The 21682-nt window shown below is 72.0% G+C and carries 21 protein-coding genes, 1 tRNA gene and 1 riboswitch; of the genes, 13 read left to right on the forward strand and 9 right to left on the reverse strand.

What is annotated here, in order from left to right; genetic code table 11:
- Positions 1–4: 4 nt before the first annotated feature.
- Genes ACE3UN_RS18450 through ACE3UN_RS18465 form a run of 4 tightly spaced genes read right to left on the reverse strand, consistent with a single transcriptional unit; the run spans position 5 to position 3192 of the window.
- A complete protein-coding gene (locus ACE3UN_RS18450; protein ID WP_374676459.1) occupies positions 5–1021 on the reverse strand; it encodes a 2-hydroxyacid dehydrogenase in 1017 nt (338 codons plus the stop codon).
- Positions 1011–1712 (reverse strand): nitroreductase, encoded by a 702-nt coding sequence (locus ACE3UN_RS18455; protein WP_374676460.1) that lies wholly within the window; start codon positions 1710–1712, stop codon positions 1011–1013. Before ACE3UN_RS18455 ends, ACE3UN_RS18450 begins: the two co-directional genes overlap by 11 nt.
- Before the next feature lie 29 nt (positions 1713–1741).
- Positions 1742–2188: an acyl-CoA thioesterase gene (locus tag ACE3UN_RS18460; protein ID WP_374676461.1), complete on the reverse strand. Its 447-nt coding sequence runs from the start codon at positions 2186–2188 to the stop codon at positions 1742–1744.
- On the reverse strand, positions 2185–3192 hold the full coding sequence (locus tag ACE3UN_RS18465) for a histone deacetylase (RefSeq protein WP_374676462.1): 1008 nt from the start codon (positions 3190–3192) through the stop codon (positions 2185–2187). The genes ACE3UN_RS18460 and ACE3UN_RS18465 overlap by 4 nt, the downstream gene beginning before the upstream one ends.
- A gap of 183 nt (positions 3193–3375) precedes the next feature.
- On the opposite strand from ACE3UN_RS18465, the gene phaP reads away from it, so the two are divergent.
- Positions 3376–3933 carry a TIGR01841 family phasin gene (gene phaP, locus ACE3UN_RS18470; RefSeq protein WP_374676463.1) on the forward strand — a complete coding sequence of 186 codons (558 nt, stop codon included), beginning with the start codon at positions 3376–3378 and terminating at the stop codon, positions 3931–3933.
- Positions 3934–4148: 215 nt separating this feature from the next.
- Here phaP and ACE3UN_RS18475 read toward each other — a convergent pair whose 3' ends face one another.
- Positions 4149–5078, reverse strand: coding sequence for a patatin-like phospholipase family protein (locus ACE3UN_RS18475; RefSeq protein ID WP_374676479.1), 930 nt, complete (start codon positions 5076–5078; stop codon positions 4149–4151).
- A 120-nt stretch (positions 5079–5198) separates the two neighbouring features.
- On the opposite strand from ACE3UN_RS18475, the gene ACE3UN_RS18480 reads away from it, so the two are divergent.
- From ACE3UN_RS18480 to ACE3UN_RS18515, 8 genes are all read left to right on the forward strand, one after another.
- Positions 5199–6953, forward strand: a complete 1755-nt coding sequence (locus tag ACE3UN_RS18480; protein ID WP_374676464.1) for a nitrite/sulfite reductase — start codon at positions 5199–5201, stop codon at positions 6951–6953.
- 2 nt (positions 6954–6955) lie between these two features.
- Complete coding sequence (locus ACE3UN_RS18485; protein ID WP_374676465.1) at positions 6956–7444, forward strand: DUF934 domain-containing protein; 489 nt, start codon at positions 6956–6958, stop codon at positions 7442–7444.
- Complete coding sequence (locus tag ACE3UN_RS18490; protein WP_374676466.1) at positions 7441–8274, forward strand: phosphoadenylyl-sulfate reductase; 834 nt, start codon at positions 7441–7443, stop codon at positions 8272–8274. Before ACE3UN_RS18485 ends, ACE3UN_RS18490 begins: the two co-directional genes overlap by 4 nt.
- A gap of 5 nt (positions 8275–8279) precedes the next feature.
- Complete coding sequence (cobA, locus tag ACE3UN_RS18495; protein ID WP_374676467.1) at positions 8280–9101, forward strand: uroporphyrinogen-III C-methyltransferase; 822 nt, start codon at positions 8280–8282, stop codon at positions 9099–9101.
- Positions 9102–9226: 125 nt separating this feature from the next.
- A complete protein-coding gene (fdxA, locus tag ACE3UN_RS18500; protein WP_374676468.1) occupies positions 9227–9550 on the forward strand; it encodes a ferredoxin FdxA in 324 nt (107 codons plus the stop codon).
- 169 nt (positions 9551–9719) lie between these two features.
- Positions 9720–9822: riboswitch (TPP riboswitch) on the forward strand.
- A gap of 75 nt (positions 9823–9897) precedes the next feature.
- Entirely contained in the window at positions 9898–12084 is a 2187-nt protein-coding gene (locus tag ACE3UN_RS18505) for a TonB-dependent siderophore receptor (protein ID WP_374676469.1), read from the forward strand.
- 37 nt (positions 12085–12121) lie between these two features.
- Positions 12122–12197, forward strand: a tRNA-Asn gene (locus ACE3UN_RS18510).
- Positions 12198–12417: 220 nt separating this feature from the next.
- A complete protein-coding gene (locus ACE3UN_RS18515) occupies positions 12418–12603 on the forward strand; it encodes a hypothetical protein (RefSeq protein WP_374676470.1) in 186 nt (61 codons plus the stop codon).
- Here ACE3UN_RS18515 and ACE3UN_RS18520 read toward each other — a convergent pair.
- Entirely contained in the window at positions 12600–12980 is a 381-nt protein-coding gene (locus ACE3UN_RS18520; RefSeq protein WP_374676471.1) for a bleomycin resistance protein, read from the reverse strand. The genes ACE3UN_RS18515 and ACE3UN_RS18520 overlap by 4 nt on opposite strands.
- A 13-nt stretch (positions 12981–12993) precedes the next feature.
- Positions 12994–14466 carry a PIN domain-containing protein gene (locus ACE3UN_RS18525; protein ID WP_374676472.1) on the reverse strand — a complete coding sequence of 491 codons (1473 nt, stop codon included), beginning with the start codon at positions 14464–14466 and terminating at the stop codon, positions 12994–12996.
- A gap of 94 nt (positions 14467–14560) precedes the next feature.
- Here ACE3UN_RS18525 and ACE3UN_RS18530 point away from each other — a divergent pair, with 94 nt between their 5' ends.
- Positions 14561–15535 carry an amino acid ABC transporter substrate-binding protein gene (locus tag ACE3UN_RS18530; RefSeq protein WP_374676473.1) on the forward strand — a complete coding sequence of 325 codons (975 nt, stop codon included), beginning with the start codon at positions 14561–14563 and terminating at the stop codon, positions 15533–15535.
- A 54-nt stretch (positions 15536–15589) separates the two neighbouring features.
- Here the strand turns inward: ACE3UN_RS18530 and ACE3UN_RS18535 are convergent, their stop codons facing one another.
- Positions 15590–16936: a sigma-54-dependent transcriptional regulator gene (locus ACE3UN_RS18535; RefSeq protein WP_374676474.1), complete on the reverse strand. Its 1347-nt coding sequence runs from the start codon at positions 16934–16936 to the stop codon at positions 15590–15592.
- Complete coding sequence (locus ACE3UN_RS18540) at positions 16929–18824, reverse strand: sensor histidine kinase (RefSeq protein WP_374676475.1); 1896 nt, start codon at positions 18822–18824, stop codon at positions 16929–16931. Before ACE3UN_RS18540 ends, ACE3UN_RS18535 begins: the two co-directional genes overlap by 8 nt.
- A gap of 313 nt (positions 18825–19137) precedes the next feature.
- On the opposite strand from ACE3UN_RS18540, the gene ACE3UN_RS18545 reads away from it, so the two are divergent.
- From ACE3UN_RS18545 to ACE3UN_RS18555, 3 genes are all read left to right on the forward strand, one after another.
- A complete protein-coding gene (locus ACE3UN_RS18545) occupies positions 19138–20067 on the forward strand; it encodes a branched-chain amino acid ABC transporter permease (protein ID WP_374676476.1) in 930 nt (309 codons plus the stop codon).
- 19 nt (positions 20068–20086) lie between these two features.
- Positions 20087–21181, forward strand: a complete 1095-nt coding sequence (locus ACE3UN_RS18550; RefSeq protein ID WP_374676477.1) for a branched-chain amino acid ABC transporter permease — start codon at positions 20087–20089, stop codon at positions 21179–21181.
- 29 nt (positions 21182–21210) lie between these two features.
- Positions 21211–21682, forward strand: a 472-nt coding sequence (locus tag ACE3UN_RS18555; RefSeq protein WP_374676478.1) for an ABC transporter ATP-binding protein, incomplete at its 3' end; no start/stop codon positions are given.

Here is a 21682-nt window from a genome sequence, read left to right on the forward strand (position 1 = left end):
AGCCCTACCGCCCGATGTCCGGCCGCCGCACCTCGGGATTGAGCGGCGTGGGCGGCGTGCCGCCCGTCAGTGCCGCGATCAGGTTGTCCGCCGCCAGGCCGGCCATGGCGCGACGGGTGGGCAGGCTGGCGCTCGCGATGTGCGGCGTGAGGACGACGTTGGGCACCTCCAGCAGGCCGGGGTACACCGCTGGCTCCCCCTCGAACACGTCCAGGCCGGCCGCCGCGAGACGGCGCTCGCGCAGGGCGCGCGCCAGCGCCGCGTCGTCCACCACGCCGCCGCGCGCGATGTTCACCAGCGTGGCCGTGGGCTTCATGCGCGCCAGCTCGGCCTCGCCCACCAGGTGGTGCGTCTCGGCGGTGTAGGGCACCACGATCACCAGGTGGTCGGCCGCGGCGAGCAACTCGTCCAGCGGCAGCCAGCGGGCGCCCAGCGCGGCCTCGTCGGCCGGCTCCAGGCGGCGGCGGTTGTGGTAAACCACCGGCATGGCGAAGCCCAGGGCGCCGCGCCGGGCAATGGCCTGGCCGATGCGGCCCATACCCAGGATGCCCAGCGTGGCGCCATGCACGTCGGCGCCCGCGAAGCCGTCCACCGACCAGTGCCGCCACTGGCCGGCACGCAGCCAGTGCTCCGCCTCGCTGATGCGCCGTGCGGTGGCCATCATCAGCGCGAAGCCGAAGTCGGCCGTGGTCTCGGTGAGCACCCCCGGCGCGTTGCTGGCCAGCACCCCGCGCGCCGTGCAGGCCGCCACGTCGATGTTGTTGAAGCCCACCGCCATGCTGCACACCGCGCGCAGTGCCGGGCAGGCGGCCAGCAAGGCCGCATCGATGCGCTCGGTGCCTGCCACCAGCGCGCCGGCGCAGCCCTGCAGCCGCTCGGCCAGCGCCGCGGGCGGCAGCGGGTCGTCCGCGTCACGGGCGTCCACCTCGAAGTGCACCTGCAGGCGGGCCACCACCTCGGGAAACACCCGCCGCGCCACCAGCACGCGCGGTCGCGCCGCGCCGCCGCCCTCAGAAGCCATGGAAGCGCGCGAAGCCCTCGACCGGCTCGCGCTCCGTGACGAGGCTGTTCTCCACGGCGCCCGGGTCGGCGTGGCCGAGCGCCATGCCGCACACCACCATCTCCTCGGGCGACAGGGCCAGTGCCTCGGCGATCACGCGGTGGAACTGCGTGAAGGCGGCCTGCGGGCAGGTGTCCAGCCCCCGGGCGCGGGCCGCCACCATGATGTTCTCCAGGAACATGCCGTAGTCCAGCCAGCTGCCCTGCTGCATCACCCGGTCGATGGTGAAGATGAGGCCCACCGGGGCGTCGAAGAAGTCGTAGTTGCGCCCGTGCTGGGCGTGCATGCGCACCTTGTCGGCCTTGCCGATGCCCAGCAGGCCGTACAGGTCCCAGCCCACCTTCCGCCGCCGGTCGATGTAGGGCGAGCGCCACTCGGTGGGGTAGTAGGCGTATTCCTCGGTGTGCTGCTGGCGCTGCTCGGCGTCGTCGTACACCGCCCGGATGCGGGCGGACAGGCGCCGGCGGGCGTCACCGGCCAGCACGTGCACCTTCCACGGCTGGGTGTTGGTGCCCGACGGGGCGCGCGACGCGACCGAGAGGATTTCGGCCACCGTCTCACGCGGCACGGGGGTGGGCAGGTAGGCGCGGATGGAGCGGCGGCTGCTGATGGCCGCGTCCACGGCGGCGATGGTCTCTGGCGTCACGGTCATGGGCAGGGGTCGGGGTGGAAAGGCGGGGGTCAGCGATCGGTGCGCAGCGGGGCCAGGGCCTGCAGCAGCGCGGGTGGCAGCGCCGTCGGGCGGCGGCTGGCCCGGTCGACATACACGTGCACGAAGTGGCCCGCGGCGGCGGTGAGCGGCTCGCCGGCGGCGAACAGCCCCACCTCGTAGCGCACGCTGCTGCGGCCCACCTGCGCCACGCGGATGCCCGCGTCCACCGGCTGCGGGTAGCTCAGCGGTGCGAAGTAGTTGCACTGCGTCTCGATCACCAGGCCGATCACCGCGCTGGTGTCGACCTGCAGCGCGCCGGCGTCGATGAGGTGGCCGTTGACCGCGGTGTCGAAGAAGCTGTAATAGACGACGTTGTTGACGTGCCCATAGACGTCGTTGTCCATCCACCGGGTGGTGAGGGTGCGGAAGACGCGGTAGGCATCACGCGGCTGGGGCTGGGGTCGGGCGGTGGTCATGCCCCGGATTCTTCCACCGGCGCAGGGCCCGGCGCTGTCGCCCAGCCGACGCCGCCCGCTGCCCCGGCCTGGCCGCCGGCCTGCCAGGCGCGCCAGCTCTCGGCCGCCAGCGCCAGGGTGCGCGCCTGGACGGCCACGGTCTCGTGGATGTCGTTGCCGTAGCCGCCGGCCATGGACACCGCCACCGGCAGCCGCCGGGCGCGCAGCCAGTCGAACACCCGGCGATCCCGCTCGGCCAGGCCCTCGGCGGAGAGCTTCAGACGGCCCAGGCGGTCGTTCTCGTGCGGGTCGGCACCGGCCAGGTAGAAGGCCAGCCCGGGCGGCCGGCCGACATGGCGGCGCTCCACCTCGTCCAGCGCACGGTCCAGCGCCTGCAGGTAGGGCCCGTCCGGGCAGCCGTCGGGCAGGTCCACGTCCAGGTCGCCCGCCACCTTGCGGAACGGGAAGTTGCGCTCCCCGTGCATGGAGAAGGTGAACACGGTGGGGTCGTCGGCGAAGATGCTGGCGGTGCCGTTGCCCTGGTGCACGTCCAGGTCGATCACCAGCACGCGCAGCAGCTGGCGATGGGCGCGGTGCCATTCGGCCTGCATCAGGCGCGCGGCCACCGCGACGTCGTTGAACACGCAGTAGCCCGATCCCTTGTCGGCGCTGGCGTGGTGCGTGCCGCCCGCCAGGTTGGCCGCCACGCCGTCCGCCAGCGCCACCCGGGCGGCGGCGATGGTGGCGCCCACCGAGCGCCGTGCCCGTTCCGCCATGCGGGGCGACCAGGGAAAGCCGATCTCCCGCTGGGCCGCGGCGCTGAGCCAGCCCTCGGCCACGGCGCTCACATAGGCGGGCTCGTGGGCCAGGGCCAGCTCGCCGTCGGTCGCGGCGGGCGCCTCCTCCAGCCGGATCTGCGGCAGCGTGGCCGCCACCCGGTCGCGCAGCAGCGCGTACTTCGGCATGGGGAATCGGTGCCCCGCCGGCAGCGGCAGCACGAACTGGTGGGAAGCGAAGGCGCGCATGGGCCCGCCGACTGTGCCACAGCGCCGTGTCCTGGAGCGTCTCCCCTAGATTGCTGCACTGCAACAAAAACCGCTTGCCTTGCGCACGACCAGACCCCATACTTCGATTCATGTTGCAGCGCACCATTTCCTGGCCTCGCTGCCCCCAGTGACCCGTTCCCACGCCACTCCAGGAGTCTGACCATGATGACCGCTGAACAACTGCTCGCCGCGCACAAGGCCAACGTCGAAACGCTGTTCGACCTGACCAACAAGGCCTTCGAAGGCGTCGAGAAGCTCGTCGAGCTGAACCTCCAGGTGGCCAAGGCCTCGCTGGGCGAAGCCGCCGAGACCACCAAGGCCACGCTGTCCGTGAAGGACGCGCAGGAGCTGCTGTCCCTGCAGGCCGGCCTGCTGCAACCGGCCGCCGAGAAGGCCGCCGCCTACAGCCGCCACCTGTACGACATCGCCGCGTCCACCAACGCCGAAGTGAGCAAGGCGGTCGAATCGCAGATGGCCGACGTCCAGAAGGCCTTCATGGCCACCGTGGACAACGCCGTCAAGAACGCCCCGGCCGGCACGGAAAGCGCCGTCGCCCTGGTGAAGTCGGCCATCTCGGCCGCCAACAACGCCTACGAATCCGCCCACAAGGCCGCCAAGCAGGCCGCCGAAGTGGCCGAAGCCAACTTCCAGGCCGTGACCAGCACCGCCGTGAAGGCCACCCAGACGGCCCCCAAGGCCGCCCGCCGCACGGCCGCCTGACACACCCCGAGGCGGCGCCGGACCGCGGCCGCTGGAGCCCTCGCTTCACGGCCACGGAACCAAATCGGCGCCCCGACGCTCTCTCATGGGCCGCGCCTTCCACTCCTCGGCGCGGTCTTCATGGAAGGTTGTCTCCTCGGTACCTCCGGGTACCTTCCACCCGGCCCTCCCACGTGGACGGCCGGGTTTTTTCTTTTCCTGGCCGCCCGCGCCCCTCAGCGCGTGAGCGCCGCGATGCGCTGACGCAGGGCCGGCAGGGCCGCCAGCGCCGCTTCCCGCCCTGACTGCACCGCCTTCAGGCGGGCCGTGAAGTCCGCGCTGGACACACCGGTGAGCGCCGGGCGCACCACCACGTCCGCCTCCTTCAGCTCGTAGCGGCTGATGCTCTTGCCCATGATGGCGAAGGTCTGCAGCAGCAGGTGCAGCGCGTCGCCCGTGGGCTGGCCATCGGGCGGGCTGGAGATGTCGACCGCGATCACCAGCTCCGCGCCCATCTGCCGCGCAAAGCGCACCGGCACCGGGGACACCAGGCCGCCGTCCACGTACTCGCGTGTGCCGATCTTCACCGGCTGGAAAACCGCCGGTACCGCGCTGGAGGCGCGCACCGCCGCACCCGTGTCGCCGCGCCGGAACAGGATGGGCTGCCCGTCGGCGAGGTCGGTGGCCACGATGCCCAGCGGCATCTTCATCTGCTCGATGGTGGCGCCCGCGGTCTGCTGGCGCACGTAGCGCGCCAGCGCCTCGCCACGGATGAGCCCGCGTCCGGGGAACGACCAGTCCGTGAGGCCCGATTCGTCCATCGACTGCGCCAGCGACGCCATGTCCACGCCGGTCTTGCCGGACGCATACAGCGCGGCCACCAGGCTGCCCGCCGAGGTGCCCGCCACCAGATCGGGGCGGATGCCCTGCTCTTCCAGCACCTGGATGACGCCGATGTGGGCGAAGCCACGCGTGGCCCCGCCGCCCAGTGCCAGGCCGATGCGGGGCGGCCGCGGCGGTGCCGCGGGCAGTGGCGGCGGCGCCACGGGGGCCACCGACGCAGGCGGAGGCGCGGGTGGGGCGGTCTGGCAGCCCGCCAACACGAGGGCGCTCCAGGCGCCGCCCCCGGCGATCAGGCGCCGCCGAGGGAGCTCCGGGCCACCCAGAATCGACTCTTTAGATCTCAACGCAATATCCAAGTGAAATTTGTGTTCTTTTCAAGCATATAGCGAATCCGTAGAGTCGCCTCAAGCCCTCCTGGGAGGGCACGCCTGATTGCCCATTCCATGTACCAGTACACCTCTTTCGACCGCCAGTTCGTCCGCCAACGCGCCGCGCAGTTCCGCGACCAGCTGCAGCGCAACCTGGCGGGCGAGCTGGCCGACGACGACTTCCGGCCGCTGCGCCTGCAGAACGGCTGGTACATCCAGCGCCACGCGCCCATGCTGCGCGTGGCCGTGCCGTATGGCGAATTGTCGTCGCGCCAGCTGCGCCAGCTGGCCCGCATCGCGCGTGAGCTCGACCAGGGCTTCGGCCACTTCACCACGCGCCAGAACATGCAGTTCAACTGGATCCCGCTGCCGCGTGCCGCGGACGCCATGGACCTGCTGGCCGAGGCCGACATGCACGGCATCCAGACCTCCGGCAACTGCATCCGCAACATCACGACCGACGCCTTCGCCGGCATCGCGCCGGACGAGGTGGTGGACCCGCGCCCCTACTGCGAGGTCCTGCGCCAATGGAGCACGCTGCACCCCGAGTTCGCCTTCCTGCCGCGCAAGTTCAAGATCGCCGTCTCCGGCACGGTGGAGGACCGCGCGGCCATCGCCTGGCACGACATCGGCCTGCAACTGCTGAAGAACGAGGTCGGCGACGTGGGCTTCCGCGTGCTGGTGGGCGGCGGCATGGGCCGCACCCCGGTGATCGCCACCGAGGTGAACGCCTTCGTGCCCTGGCAGCAGATCCTCGTCTACATCGAGGCCGTGGTGCGGGTCTACAACCGCTTCGGCCGCCGTGACAACGCCTACAAGGCGCGCATCAAGATCCTCGTCAAGGCCGAGGGCCGGAAGTTCATCGACGCGGTGAACGCCGAGTTCGACAAGATCCTGAACCAGGACGCCGGCGGCTGCGAGCACCTCATCCCCGTGGCCGAGCTGGAGCGCGTGGCGCGCCACTTCGAGCTGCCGGCCGGCGTGCGCCCCGCGGCGGCCACGCATGCCTTCGACCCCCACCGCACGGGCCCGGCGCCCGCCGCCTTCCTGCGCTGGATGGAGCGCAACGTGCACCCGCACCGCGTGCCGGGCTACCGCGCCGTCACCCTGTCGCTCAAGCGCGCGGGCCAGGCCCCCGGCGACGTCACCGCCGAGCAGATGGACGCCGCCGCCACCTTGGCCGACCGCTACTCGCTGGGCAAGCTGCGTGTGTCCCACGACCAGAACCTGGTGCTGCCGTGGGTGCGCGAGGCCGATCTGTTCTCGGTGTGGCATGCCGCCCGCGACGCGTCCTTCGCCACCCCCAACATCGGCCTGCTGACGGACATGATCGCCTGCCCCGGCGGCGACTTCTGCGCCCTGGCCAATGCGCGCTCGATCCCGGTGGCCGCCAGCATCACCGAGCGCTTCGACGACCTCGACGCGCTGTACGACATCGGTGACATCGACCTGCACATCAGCGGATGCATGAACTCCTGCGGCCACCACCACACCGGCCACATCGGCATCCTCGGCGTCGACAAGGACGGCAGCGAGTGGTACCAGGTGTCGCTGGCCGGCTCCGACGGCTCCACCCTCAGCGGCGCGTCCACGCCGGGCAAGGTGATCGGCCCGTCCTTCTCGGCCGACGAGGTGCCCGACGTGGTGGAGGCGCTGATCGACGTCTACCTGCGCGAGCGCCAGGCCGGTGAACGCTTCGTCGACACCGCCCGCCGCCTGGGCGTGCCGCCTTTCCGCGCCGCAGCCGATGCCGTGCGCCGCGACACCGCCGCGCCCGCCACACGCGCCGCTGCCCCCGCAGCCGCCGCCGAACCCGCCGAGATCGCCTGACCATGCAGTTCATCCGCCCCGCCCAGGACCCCTTCCGCCCCGCCGTGGGTGAATTCGGCCCCACGCCCATCCCGCCGGTCGCCGCGCACAGCCTGCTGACGCCCGAGCAGTGGGACGCCGTGCGCAGCGACTGGCCGGCTGACCTGCCGGTGGGCCTGCTGCTGCCCAACACCGCCGACGTCGAGGACTTCGCCGACGAGCTGCCCCGCTTTGCCGTGGTGGCCCTGCAGTTCCCCAAGTGGGTGGACGGCCGCGCCTACAGCCAGGCCCATGTGCTGCGCGCCCGCCTGCGCTATGCCGGCGAGATCCGCGCCACGGGCGACGTGGTGGTGGACATGGTGCCGCTGCTGGCCCGCACCGGCTTTTCCGCCGTGCAGCTGCGCGACGGCCAGAGCGAAGACACCGCCCGGCGCCTGCTGGGCCAGATTCCCGCGCACTACCAGGGCGACGTCGTCGACGCGCGCCCGCTGTTCGGAAGGCTTGCCGCATGAACGCCCCGACCTCTTCCCTCAGCTTCCTGCCTGCCAGCCCCGTTCCGGCGTCGCCGGCCTCCCCGGCCGCCTCGGGCGCCATCGCCCTGTACGCCCGCCACACGGAAGGCTTCGAGGAGCGCGTGCAGGCCACGCTCGACCAGTTGCGCCAGGCGGCCCTGGAGCACCCTGGCAGCATCGTGCAGGCCACCAGCCTCGGCGCCGAGGACATGGTGCTCACCGACCTCATCGCCCGCGCCGGGCTGCCCATCGCCGTGGGCACGCTGCAGACGGGCCGGCTGCACGCCGAGACGCTGGCGCTCATCCCGGCCATCGAGCAGCGCTACGGCCTGGCGGTGGAGCTGTACAGCCCGCCCGAGGAGCAGGTGGTCCATTTCGTGCGACGCCATGGCGAGGACGCCATGTACCAGAGCATCGAGCTGCGCAAGGCCTGCTGCCAGATCCGCAAGCTGGAGCCGCTGGGCCGCATGCTGGCCGGGCGCCAGGCCTGGGTGACCGGCCTGCGCCGCGAGCAGAGCGCCAACCGGGGCGCGGTGCCGCTGCGCGAGGTGGAGGCCAACGGCCGCGTGAAGTACAACCCGCTGGCCGACTGGACCTGGAACGACATCTGGCACTACATCGCCACCCACGATGTGCCCTACAACGCCCTGCACGACCAGTTCATGCCCAGCATCGGCTGCGCCCCCTGCACCCGCGCCATCGCGGTGGGCGAGGAGTTCCGTGCCGGCCGCTGGTGGTGGGAGGACGAGAAGGCCAAGGAATGCGGCCTGCACGTCGCCCAGCCCACGTCCGCCGCCGCGGGCCGGTCCAGCGAGGCGGTCGCCGCCTGACGGCCTTGTCCCGCGGCCTGGTCCTCTTCATTGGCGCCGGCCCCGGCGCGGCCGACCTGATCACGGTGCGCGGCGCCAGGGCGCTGGCCCGCGCCACCGTGGTGCTGCACGACGCGCTCACCGACCCCGCGCTGCGCGAATACGCGCCCGCGGCCGAGTGGATCGACGTGGGCAAGCGCGGTTTCTGCACCTCCACCGCCCAGGCCCGCATTGACGCGCTGCTGGTGCAGCACGCGCTCGCCGGCGAGGTTGTCGCCCGGCTCAAAGGGGGCGACCCCAGCGTCTTCGGCCGCCTGGAGGAGGAGATGCTGGCGCTGGCGCAGGCCGGCATCGCCTACGAGGTGGTGCCCGGCGTGACCAGCGCGCTGGCCGCCGCCGCGGCGTCCGGCCGCCCGCTCACCCGCCGCGGCGGCGGGCGCAGCGTGGCGCTCACCACCGCCATGACCCAGGAGCGTGAGCTGCATGCCGGCCGCCGCGCCGACACCGAAGTGTTCTACATGGCCGGGCGCCAGCTGGCCATGCTCAGCCGCCGGCTGCAGGACGCCGGCTGGCCGGGCGACACGCCGGTCAGCGTGGTGTCCCGCGCCGGCTGGCCCGACCAGCTCGCCAGCGACCACACGGTGGCCACCCTGCCCGAGGCCTGTGTGATGCACAGCGGCCGGCCGGCCATCGTCACGGTCGGCGTGGGCGCTGCGCCGGTCGTGCCGCTGCCCGGCGCCGCCACGGCCACCGCGCAGGCCGCCCACCTGGCGGCCCGGATCGCGGCCCACCCGGCCCGCACCGACCCGCTTGAGGGTCATCAAGCCACCGAGGGCCCCAAGCCCTAAAATGCCCTGCTCTTCGCGGCGTGCACTGCAGCGCGCCGCCCGGCTTTGCCGCCGCCCTTGGCTGCACTGCCGTGCACGGGGGCCGCAGCCTCCTCCCCGAATTCCTCCACTGTCCGCCCCTAGTCATGACCCACGTCGTCACCGAAGCCTGCATCCGCTGCAAGTACACCGACTGCGTCGACGTCTGCCCTGTCGACTGCTTCCGCGAGGGCCCCAATTTCCTCGCCATCGACCCGGACGAGTGCATCGACTGCGCGGTGTGCATCCCCGAGTGCCCGGTGAACGCCATCCTCCCGGAAGAGGACGTGCCCGCGGACCAGCAGAACTACATCGCGCTGAACGCCGAGCTGGCCAAGGGCTGGCCCAGCATCACCAAGCGCAAGCCCGCCCTGCCCGACGCCGAGGAGTGGAAGGACAGGAAGGGCAAGCTGGGCGAGCTCAAGCGCTGAGGCGCCCGCCCCGCGACGGGCACGCCCTGACGCGACGCCTGCACTGACCACGGCGTGCGCAGCGCGCCCCCCGCCCCACAGCCCGCCCGGCCCGCCGCGGCGGGCTGTTTGTTTTCCGGCCCGGTGTGCGGCCATAATGCACGCCGCTGCCTGGCCTGAACGCCGGGCAGCACTTCGCTAGGGGTGTTGGGCCGGCTCGCCGGCCCGACTGAGACAGTCCCTTTGAACCTGATTGAGGTAATCCTCGCGCAGGGAAGCAGCTCCAGTTGCGGCAGCACGCGGGTCTCGCGTGCACCACGCCCGCCCTCCCGCTCGCCTTCCTGCCACCCGACTGCACCGAGTCCGTGATGGCATTGCAAACGCGTTCGCGCTTCCGTTCCTCCCTCCCCGTCCCCGGCCCCTCCGGCCGCTCTCGGCCCTGGGCGATCACCGCCCTGGCGCTGGCCGCGGCACAGGCGGCCCTCGCCGCCGAGCCCAACACCGCCGAGCCCGACACCGCCGAGCCGGCCGCCTCGGCCACCGAGCGCATCACCGTCACCGGCCGTGCCGAGCCGGCCGCGGCCGGCGTGACGGGCTTCGGCGACCTGCCGCTGTCGCGCTCGCCCTTCCAGGTGGCGGGCATCGGCAACGGCGCCATCGCCGACCGCGGCCTCACCGGCCTGTCCGGCCTGACCCGCGTGGACGCCAGCGTGGCCGACGCCTACAACGCGCCCGGCTACTGGAGCAACCTCACCGTGCGCGGCTTCGTGCTGAACAGCGCCTACAACTACCGCCGGGACGGCCTGCCCATCAGTGCGCAGACCGTGATCGCGCTGGAGAACAAGGATCGCATCGAGGTGCTCAAGGGCACCAGCGGCGCCCAGGCCGGCACCAGCGCACCGGGCGGCCTGGCCAACCTGGTGGTCAAGCGGCCGCGGGGCATCGACCGCAGCACGGTCTTCCTGGGCTGGACCGAGCAAGCCAGCTGGAAAATCGCGGCCGACGTCGAGCGGCGTGTGGGCGACAGCGATGCGCTGGCCTGGCGACTGAACGCCGCCTACGAATCGCTGGACCCGCTGCTGGAGAACGCCGAGGGTGAACGCCACCTCGTGGCCCTGGCCGGCCAGGCCCGCCTGGCCGCCGGGCGCCTGCTGGAGGCCGAGGTCGAGCTGAGCCACCAGTCCCAGCGCAGCATGGCCGGCTTCAGCCTGCTGGGCGAGCGCCTGCCCTCGGCCGGCTCGGTCAGCCCGCGGCTCAACCTGAACAACCAGCCCTGGGCCCAACCGGTGGTCAACGACGGCACCACCGCCAGCCTGCGCTGGACGGAGCCGCTGGACGCCGACTGGCAACTGGTGGCGCAGGCCCTGGGCCAGCGCCTGGACATGGACGACCGCATGGCGTTTCCCTACGGCTGCTCCGCCGAGGAGCGCTGGGACCGCTACTGCAGCGACGGCACCGTGGACTACTACGATTACCGCAGCGACGGCGAACGCCGCGACACGCTGGCCGGCTCCGTGGCGCTGGAGGGCCGCATGCGCTGGGCCGGCATGACGCACACGCTGTCGCTCGGCGCGCTGCACAGCGATTTCCACCAGCACGACAACACGCAGATCTACCAGTGGGCCGGCGTGGGCACCGTCGATGGCCGCACCGTGATCGAGGCGCCGGAGCCGGAGCCTTACCTCAACGCCGGCCGCCGCGAGCGCAGCACCGAGCTGCACCTGCGCGACCACGTCGCGCTGTCGGCCGACACCGGGCTGTGGCTGGGCCTGCGCCACACCCGGCTGGACCGGGGCTACGACCAGAGCTTCACCACGCCGTTCGTGGCGCTGAGCCACCAGTGGCACCCTGCCCTCATGGTCTACGGCAGCTGGGGCCAGGGTGTGGAAAGCGAGGTCGTGCCCGATCTCGCCGCCAAGTACACCAACCATGGCGAGGTGCTGCCCGCCCTGCGCAGCCGGCAGGCCGAGCTGGGCCTGAAGTGGCGCGAGCGAGACGGGGCCCTGGGCCTCACCGCCTTCGACATCCGCCGTCCGGCCACCGAGGACGTGGGCTGCGACGCGGACGGCGCGAACTGCACCCGGCGCACCGACGGCGACTGGCGCCACCGCGGCGTGGAGGCCGACGGCGAGTGGCGCCTGGGCGCCTTCGGTGTGCAAGGCAGCGTGATGTGGCTGCGTGCCCGACGCGAAGGCGCCAGCGACGGCGGCGCGAACGGCCTGCAGCCCACCAACGTGCCCTCACGCAGCGCGCGCCTGCTGGCCACCTGGCAGGTGGCCGCCCTGCCCGGTCTGCAGGCCCAGGCCGGCGTGTCGCACGAGAGCGAGCGCGAGGTGCTGCCCGACAACAGCATCACCCTGCCCGCGTGGACACGCCTGGATGCGTCGCTGCGCTACACCCAGCGCCTGGGCGGCCGCGAGGCCATCTGGCGCGCCGGCGTGGACAACCTCACCGACCGCCGCGCCTGGCGCGAGAGCCCGTACCAGTTCGGGCACGCCTACCTCTACCCCCTCGAGCCGCGCACCTTCAGAATTTCTTTGCAGGTGGGCTTGTAAAGCAGCCAGAAATCTGTCTACAATCTGAGGCTTCACTTCCCCGATAGCTCAGTCGGTAGAGCGCCGGACTGTTAATCCGTAGGTCCCTGGTTCGAGCCCAGGTCGGGGAGCCAAACAAGGCAAAGGGCCGCCCAGGCAACCGGGCGGCCCTTTTGCTTTGCGGGCCCGTTTGCCTTGCGGGCCCTTTTGGCGTTGCGCCGCTCTGGCTTGCGGCGCTGCACGCGAGCCGTGGCGCGCGCGGGTGGAGCAGCGACGCGAGACGGTCAGCGAGGAATTGGTGCGCGCCCTGGCCCACCGGCAGCACCTGCAGCAGACGGTCGGGGCCTGTCGGTGGTGGCCATCAGCCACGACACCCTGGGCCTGGTCAGCTACCTGGCCAATCTGGCCAAGCAGCTTCCCGGCGCCGGCGACCGCGTCAGCCCCGACCTCGTCGTGACGCTGGCGGTGCTGCCGGTGCCGCCAGTGCTGGCCGGCGTGGCCTGGTTCGTGCGCCGGGTGCGGCGACACACGACCGACTAGGCCGCCTCGTCCAGGTCTTCGCCGAACATGATGCGATGCCCGTCGGGCGTGCGCAGCAGGAACTCGCGCATGCCCCAGGGCTGGTCCGCCGGGGGCACCAGCCCCTGCACGCCGCGTGCCTCGAACTCGGCGTGCAAGGCGTCGATGCCGGTCACGCTGACGTACGCCATGTAGGAATGGTCGCCGATGCGCGCGGCCGGCACTTCGTCGGGACAGTGGCCCAGCATGAGCCGGAACGTGCCCCGTGCCAGCCCGGCCCAGCCGTCGCCCTCGAACTCCAGCGCGAAGCCCAGGCGGTCTCGGTAGAACGCGACCGACCGCGCCAGGTCCTGCACGGCGAGGACGCAGCGGCTGTGCACGAGGGCCGGTTCGGCCACGCGGTGCGCAGGTTCACCAGCCATAGCGCACCGCGCCCTTGTCGTCGATCCGCACCCCGTGCGTGGCCACCAGATGGGCGAGCGCCGCTTCCACCGCCGCATCGTCCGCCGCCTCGCCAGGCTGCGACGCCAGCAGCGCCCGGACGGCAGCGACCAGGCGCGCACGCCGCGCTGGCTTGTTGGCGTTCTTCTTCAGGCTGCTGACCACATGCTGCAGCGCCTTGGCCGACGGCGCCGCGGCGCTGGCCGGCGTGGCGGTCTTGCGGCCGCGTCCCTTGGCGGGCGCAGCGGGCGCGGCCACGGGCGTTGCCGCGGTGCTGCCCGTCTTGCGGGCCCGGGACTTGCGCGTGGCCGGCGCCGCCGCGCCCGCGGCCGGGTCGGCCGACGGCACCGTGTCGGCAGGCGAGGCCAGGGGCACGCCCGCCGCCACGTCCGCGCCCGCCTTCGCGCCACGGCGTCGGGCTGGCCGCGCTGCCGGGGCCGGGGCGGGGGCCGGCGAGGCGGCCATGGGCAGCGGCGCGCTGGCCGGCGCGGTGGCCGGTGCGCTGGGCAGGGCCTCAGCGGGCGTCGCCTCGTCCCGCGCCTTGGCGCGACGGGTGCGCGGCGCGGGCTTCTTGGCTGCAGGCGGCTTCGCCGGTGCCGGCGCGAGTGCGGGCGCGAGTGCCGGCGCCGGTGGCGGGGCCGCCGCGGCCGCCCGCCGTGGGGCGGGCGCGGCCACCGGCTTCGGGGCCGCCTTGGCGGCGGTCTTGCGCGCCGGGCGCGCCGCCGTGCGGCCGCGCGTCGACTTGCCCTCCCGGGTGAAGCCCACCTGCCGGGCCGCAAAGCCCAGCTCCCCGGCGTGTTCCAGCATGGGGCCGTAGCCCTTGTCGTTGGAGACGACCACGAAGCGCGCATCGGGGTGGCGCGAGGCGATGTAGCCCATGTAGAACGACAGGTGGAAGTCCAGCGCGTTCTTGCCCGTGCGGGCGATCTGCACCGGCGTCGCCCGCTCACCGAAGCTCGCGTAGCGCTCGGCCACGCGGCGCTGTGCCGGGCCATGGAACACCCACACGTCGGTGGCGTCGGGCACCAGGTCGCGCAGATCGGTCTCGCCGGGCTGCACGTTCTCCCAATCGATCAGCACGTGGGTCTCGGACGGCACCGCGGCGTGGCCAGCCGACGGGCGGCCGGGTCGCACGGGCGGGTACTTCCTGGCGTTCTTCTGCAGCTTGCGGCCCACCGCGCGCTTGAGGTCGATCGCCGTGTGGTCGGCCAGCTGCAGCAGGTACAGCAGCACGTCGGCCACCTCGTCGCCGATCTGCTGTTGCACCACCACGTCGCCGGCCGCCGCCTGCGACTGCTCGGGCGTCATCCACTGGAAGATCTCGGCCAGCTCGGCCGCCTCCACCATGAGCGCCATGGCGAGGTTCTTCGGCGTGTGAAAGGGCTGCCAGTCGCGCTCGTCGGCGAACTGGCGCAGGGTCTGCTGCAGGGCCTGCAGGTCCACGATAGGGGTGCTCCGTTGAAGGCAAGCGCCAGGCGGCGCTCAGCTGCCATGCTCGCACAGCCTGCACCGCCCCGCGCCTTCTATCATCGCGAGGATGCGCCGCCCGCCCGCCGCCCCACCCCGCCTTGCCCGCCCTGCCCTGCGCCGACGGGTCTGGCTGGGCCTGCCCGTCCTGGCGGCACTGGCCGCCGCGCTGCCGGCCGCCGCAGCGGCAGGCGAGCCCGACCTGCTCGACTCGCCGGTGCTGCGCAAGGTGCGCGACACCGGCGTCATCGTGCTGGGCCACCGCATCAACTCCGTGCCCTTCTCTTACCTCGATGGCAATCGGCGCCCGGTGGGCTACTCGATCGAGCTGTGCGAGCGCGTGGTGGACGCCGTGCGCCGGCGCCTGGGCCTGCGCGAGCTCGAGATCAAGCGGGTGGCGGTCACCTCGGCCACGCGGCTGCCGCTGGTGGCCAATGGCAGCGTGGACATGGAGTGCGGCGTCACCACCAACACCGCCGAGCGCCAGAAGAGCCAGGCCTTCTCGGTGACCACCTTCGTGGCGGCCAGCCGGCTGCTGACGCGGCGCGACAGTGGCATCCAGACCCTGGACGACCTGCGTGGCAAGGTGGTGGCGTCCACCATCGCCACCACCAGCATCCGCTACCTGGCCAGCGTGAACGACAGCCTGGGCCTGGGCATGCGCATCGTGGCCGGCCAGGACGACGTGGATGCCTTCCACCTGGTGCAGACAGGCCAGGCCGCCGCCTTCGCCATGGACGACGTGCTGCTGCGCAGCCTGCTGGCGGCCGCTGCCGACCGGGACGACTACAGCATCTCGTCGGACGCGCTGTCGGTGGAGCCGTACGGCATCGGCCTGCCGCGCGACGACGCCGTGTTCAAGCGGCTCGTCGATGAAGTGCTGACGGGCCTGTACCGCTCGGGCCAGATCCACGACATCTACCAGCGCTGGTTCCTGCAGCGCATCCCCGGGCGCGGGCTGAACCTGAACCTGCCCATGAGCGAGCCGCTGCGCCGTGCCATCGCGCGGCCCACCGACGACCCGGACCCCCAGCGCTACCGTTGAGGGCGGCCGGCAGCGGCCCGAGGGCGCCGGCCCTTCAGCCGGCGTCAGCGCGCGTCAACCCGCCCCGGTGCGGAACCGGTCCACGTCGATGGCGTGGCGGTTCAGCTTGTCGTAGAGCGTCTTGCGGGCGATGCCCAGGGTCTCCATCACCTTGGGCACGCGGCCCTGGCACTGGCGCAGCGCCTGCTCGATCAGGGCCTTCTCCACCTTGTCCATCTGCTGCGCCAGCGTGAGCGGCGCCACGCCCGCGGTGGCGGTGGTGAGCTCGCCGATCTCCAGCACGAAGCGGTCGGCGGAGTTGCGGATCTCGCGCACGTTGCCCGGCCAGTCGTGGGCCATCAGCTCGCGCAGGTGGGCCGGCGTCAGCTCGGGGGGCGCCACGCCGTAGCGTGCGGCGGCCTGGGCGGCGAAGTGCTCGAACAGCAGCGGGATGTCCTCGCGCCGCTCGCGCAGCGGCGGCAGCTCGAGCACGGCCACGTTGAGGCGGTAGTAAAGGTCCGCGCGGAACTTGCCTTCGTCGCTCAGGGCCCGCAGGTCGCACTTGGTGGCCGCCACCACGCGCACGTTCACCGGCACCTCCTCGTTGGAGCCCAGGCGCTCGATCTTGCGCTCCTGCAGGATGCGCAGCAGCTTGATCTGCATGGGCACCGGCATGGTCTCGATCTCATCCAGCAGCAGCGTGCCACCGTTGGCGTGCTCGATCTTGCCGATGCGGCGCTTGGCGGCGGACGTGAAGGCGCCCGGCTCGTGGCCGATGAGCTCGCTCTCGAAGAGCGTCTCGGGCAGCCCCCCGCAGTTGATGGCCACGAAATGGCGGTCGCGCCGGCTGCTGTGGTCATGCAGGCAGCGGGCCACCAGCTCCTTGCCCGTGCCCGTCTCGCCCAGGATCATCACGTCGGCCGAGGTGTCGGCCAGGCGCATGATGCGCCGGCGCAGGTCCTGCATCACGGGCGACTGGCCCAGCAGCACGGCCTCGATGCCGCTGCGCTTCTGCAGCTGCTCGCGCATGTCGTCCACCGCCACGCGCAGCACCCGCTTGTCCAGCGCGCGCACCACCGTCTCCACGAAGCGCTCGGGCGCGAAGGGCTTCTCGATGAAATCGTAGGCGCCGGCGCGCATCGCGCGCACCGCCATCGACACATCGCCGTGCGCGGTGATGAGCACCACCGGGATGCCGGCGTCGGTGGCCACCACGTGATCGAGCAGCGCCAAGCCGTCCATGCCGGGCAGGCGCACATCCGTGACCACGACGATCTGCGCACCCTCTGTCACATGGGGCAGGGCCTCCTCCGCGCTGCCGCAGGACTGCACGTCCAGGCCGGCCAGCTCCAGCGTCTGGGCCAGGCTGGTCCGCACCGGCGGGTCGTCCTCGACGAAAAGGACCTTGAACCCCTCAAACATAGGTCTCCTTGGAAGCAGAGGCGAGGTCGAACTCGAACACCATGCCGGCGCCCTGCCCCCCCTCCACGCGCCGGGCGCGCAGTGTCCCACCGAACTCGCGCACGATCTTGGAGCTGATGACCAGCCCCAGGCCCAGGCCCTGGCCGGCTGGCTTGGTCGTGAAGAAGGGCTCGAACAGGCGCGCCATCTGCGCGTCCGTCATGCCGGCGCCGGAATCGGCCACCTGCAGCCAGACACGCGCTTGCTCGCCCTCGCCCTCGCGCGACGCGCGCACGGCCAGGCGTCGCTCGGCCACGTGGGCCATGGCGTCCAGCGCGTTGCCCAGCAGGTTGAGCAGCACCTGCTCCAGGCGGTTCGGCTCGCCGTGCACGAGCGTGCCCTCCGGCACCGTCACCGCCACCTGCACCCGCTCCGCGCGCAGGCGGTGCTCCAGCAGCAGCAGCACGTTGTCCAGCGAGGCCCGCAGGTCCACCGGCCCGTGCACCTGCATCGCGCCGCCGCCGCGCCGCGCGAAGGACTTCAGCTGCGAGGTGATGCGCCCCATGCGTTCGGCCATGTCGTCGATGAGCCGCAGGTTGTCGGCCACGGCCTGGGTGCGTCCCGCCTCCAGCAACAGCCGGGTGTTGCGCGACAGCGCACGCAGCGCCGTCAGCGGCTGGTTGATCTCGTGCGAGATGCCGGCGGACATCTGGCCGAGCACCGCCAGCTTGCCCGCCTGCATGAGCTCGTCCTCCGCCTGCAGGCGCTGGCCGATCTGACGCTTGAGCTCCTCGTTCGTCTGGCGCAGCTCGCGTGTGCGCTCGTCCACCTGGCGCTCGAGCTGGTCGTGGGCCTGCTGCAGCGCATTGCGGGCGCGGAACAGCTGCTGCAGCGCCCGGCGGCGGTACAGCAGGTACATCGCCAGCAGGCCCAGCAGGCCGCCCGCGGCGCCACCCCCCCAGGCCGCCAGGCGGGCCTGGCGGCGCACCTCCGTGGGATCGGACAAGGTGACCAGCCGCACGGCCAGAGGCAGCAGGGGCCGCTGCTGCGCCAGGTGCAGCGAGCGCCCGGCCGTCTGCACGTCGGCCACGCGCACGAGCGTCGCGCCGTTGTCGGCGGGCCCTTCCACCGACATGCCGAGCGGCGCCAGCGCGGCGCCGGCGTAGCGGCCCGACGCCATCAGGCCCTCCACGTCGACGCTGCCGAGCATGCGGTATTTCCAGGCCGGGACCGACGACATGATCACCACGTCGTTGTGGTCCACCACCATGAGCTTCTCGCTCGACGTGCGCTGGCCCAGGTCCACCCAGGTGGCCTCCAGCGGCGCCAGGCTCAGGCGCACGACGATGCGACCGCGCAGCACGCCGCCGCGCCGCACCGGCTGCACGTAGGTGTAGTCGGTGGTGCCGTCGGTGGCATTGGAGGCGAAGAACTCGGTGGGCTCGCCGCCGGCCTCGGCCGCGAGGCGTGCGGCCAGGCGGGCCACCTCGGCCGCGTCGCTCTCGCCACGGTGGCGGTCGCTGGCGGCCAGCGGCTCGCCGTCGGGCCCGGCCACCACCAGCAGCATGGAGCCCGCACGCACGTTCACACGGGCCAGCTTCAGGCTCGCCCGCTCGCGCCGGGCCTCGTCCTTCGGCGCCTCCAGCAGCGCCTGCACGTCCTCGTCCAGGGCCAGCAGGCTGGGCAGGTGCGCATAACGCGCCAGGTCGGTCTCGAGGGTGGAGGCATACAGCTCCAGCCGCTCGTTGGCCAGGGCCGCCAGGTCCGCCAGCCCGCTGCGCAGGCTCCAGCGATAGCCCAGCACCATGCCAGTGACCACCAGGGCCACGGTCAGCAGGAACAGCAGCGAGGGCGCCGCGCGGGCGCCCGGGTGACGGCGCAGGCCGAAGCTCGAGGAAGGAGAACGCATGAGACATGCGTAGTGTGCCAACTCGCGCACCGCCGCGGGGCCGACATGCGCCCCCGACGGCCTGGGCACGGGGCCCGCCGCGGCCCCGCCATCGGGCCACCGCGGGGCTGTGCGGAAATCCACACAGCCCGGGCCGGGGTTCGTGCGGGAATCCGCCCAGCCCACCGCGCCGTTCAGGCACTTGCCGGCGTTTCAGCGGCCTTTCGGGGCCATTTCCTGCGGGCTAACCCCAGGAAATGCGCAGTTGGCACAGGCTGTGCTCTCCATGCCGCAGTCGGCCCGCAGCCCGCGGCAGCCCCACAACGACAGACGCATGGACATCTTCATCCAACAAATCATCAACGGCCTGGTGCTGGGCAGCATGTATGCCCTGGTGGCGCTGGGCTACACGATGGTCTACGGGATCATCTCGTTGATCAACTTCGCGCACGGCGAGATCCTGATGGTGGGGGCGCTGACCAGCTGGACGGTGGTCACGCTGCTGGCTGACACGGGCTGGCCGGGCTGGGTGCTGCTGCTGATCTCGCTGGTGGTGGCGGTGGTGGTGTGCTCGGTGCTGAACTACGCGGTGGAGAAGATCGCGTACCGGCCCTTGCGCAATGCGCCGCGGCTGGCCCCGCTGATCACGGCCATGGGCATGAGCCTGCTGCTGCAGACGCTGGCCATGATCGTGTGGAAGCCCAACCCCAAGCCGTACCCGCCGCTGCTGCCGCAGGACCCGATCTTCCTGTGGGAGGCGGGCCCGGTGATCACGCCCACGCAGATCGTGATCCTGGTGACCACGGTGGTGGTGCTGGCCGCGCTGCTGTGGCTGGTGAACAGGACCAAGCTGGGCCGTGCGATGCGCGCCACGGCCGAGAACCCGCGTGTGGCCGGCCTGATGGGCGTGCGCCCCGACCACATCATCAGCGCCACCTTCGTCATCGGCGCCACGCTGGCGGCCATCGCCGGGATCATGTGGGCGATGAACTACGGCACGGTGCAGCACTCGATGGGCTTCCTGCCGGGGCTGAAGGCCTTCACCGCGGCGGTGTTCGGCGGCATCGGCAACCTCACCGGCGCGATGGTCGGCGGCGTGCTGCTGGGCCTGATCGAGGCCATCGGCGCGGGCTACCTCGGCCAGCTCACCGGCGGCATCTTCGGCAGCCAGTACGTGGAGATCTTCGCCTTCCTGGTGCTCATCCTGGTGCTCACGCTGCGGCCCTCGGGGCTGATGGGCGAGCGCGTCGCGGACCGAGCGTAAGCACAGGGGGACATTCGACATGCAAGACCTGAACAAACAAGCCAAGATCGTCGTGTTCCTGCTGGCCGCGGCCGCGCTGCTGGCGCTGCCGCTGGTGGCCGCCGAGTTCGGCCAGGGCTGGGTGCGCATCATGGCCATCGCGCTGCTGTACGTGCTGCTGGCACTCGGCCTGAACATCGTGGTGGGCTACGCCGGCCTGCTGGACCTGGGCTACGTGGCCTTCTACGCGGTGGGCGCATATCTCTTCGCGCTGCTGGCCAGCCCGCACCTGGCGGACAACTTCGAGTGGATCAAGGCCAGCTTCCCCAACGGGCTGCACCTGCCGATCTGGGCGGTCATTCCGCTGGCGGCCGGGCTGGCGGCCATTGCCGGCATGGTGCTGGGTGCGCCCACGCTGAAGCTGCGCGGCGACTACCTCGCCATCGTCACGCTGGGCTTCGGCGAAATCATCCGGGTGTTCATGAACAACCTGGAGTACCCGATCAACATCACCAACGGCCCGCGCGGCATCAGCCAGATCGACGCGATGAAGCTGGGCCCGATCGACTTCGGCAAGCCGCTGCAGATCGGCGAGTTCACGCTGCCGTCGGTGGTGCTGTACTACTACCTGTTCCTGGCGCTGGTGGTGGTGACGGTGGTGATCTGCCAGCACCTGGCCGACTCGCGCATCGGACGGGCCTGGATGGCCATCCGCGAGGACGAGATCGCCGCCAAGGCGATGGGGCTGAACACGCGCAACCTGAAGCTGCTGGCCTTCGGCATGGGCGCCACCTTCGGCGGCGTGTCGGGCGCCATGTTCGCGTCGTTCCAGGGCTTCGTCTCGCCCGAGTCGTTCTCGCTGATGGAGTCGGTGATGATCGTGGCGATGGTGGTGCTGGGCGGCATCGGCCACATCCCCGGCGTGATCCTGGGCGCGGTGCTGCTGGCCGCGCTGCCGGAGGTGCTGCGCTACGTGGCGGGCCCGCTGCAGGAGATGACCGACGGCCGCCTGGACGCGGCCATCCTGCGCCAGCTGCTCATCGCGCTGGCCATGATCAGCATCATGCTGCTGCGCCCGCGTGGGCTGTGGCCCTCGCCCGAGCACGGCAAGGCGGCGCCTGCGCCCGTGAAGTGACACACCGCACCCGAGAACCCTCACGCACCATGAGCACACCAGTACTCCACGTCAGCGGCGTGTCCAAGCGCTTCGGCGGCCTGCAAGCGCTGTCGGACGTCGCGCTGACCATCCAGCCCGGCCAGGTCTACGGCCTGATCGGCCCGAACGGCGCGGGCAAGACCACCTTCTTCAACGTGATCACCGGGCTGTACACGCCCGACTCGGGCAGCTTCGAGCTCGGCGGCGCGGCCTACACGCCCACCACCGTGCACGAGGTGGCCAAGGCGGGCATCGCGCGCACCTTCCAGAACATCCGCCTCTTTGCCGAGATGACGGCGCTGGAGAACGTGATGGTGGGCCGGCACGTGCGCACCACCTCCGGCCTGGTGGGCGCGGTGTTCCGCACGCCGGGCTTCAGGCAGGAGGAAGCCGCCATCCGCCAGCGCGCGCAGGAGCTGCTGGACTACGTGGGCATCGGCAAGTACGCCGAGTACAAGGCGCGCACGCTCAGCTACGGCG

The organism is Ideonella sp. (genome assembly GCF_041918995.1).
In the GTDB taxonomy this organism is placed as follows: Bacteria; Pseudomonadota; Gammaproteobacteria; order Burkholderiales; family Burkholderiaceae_C; genus Ideonella.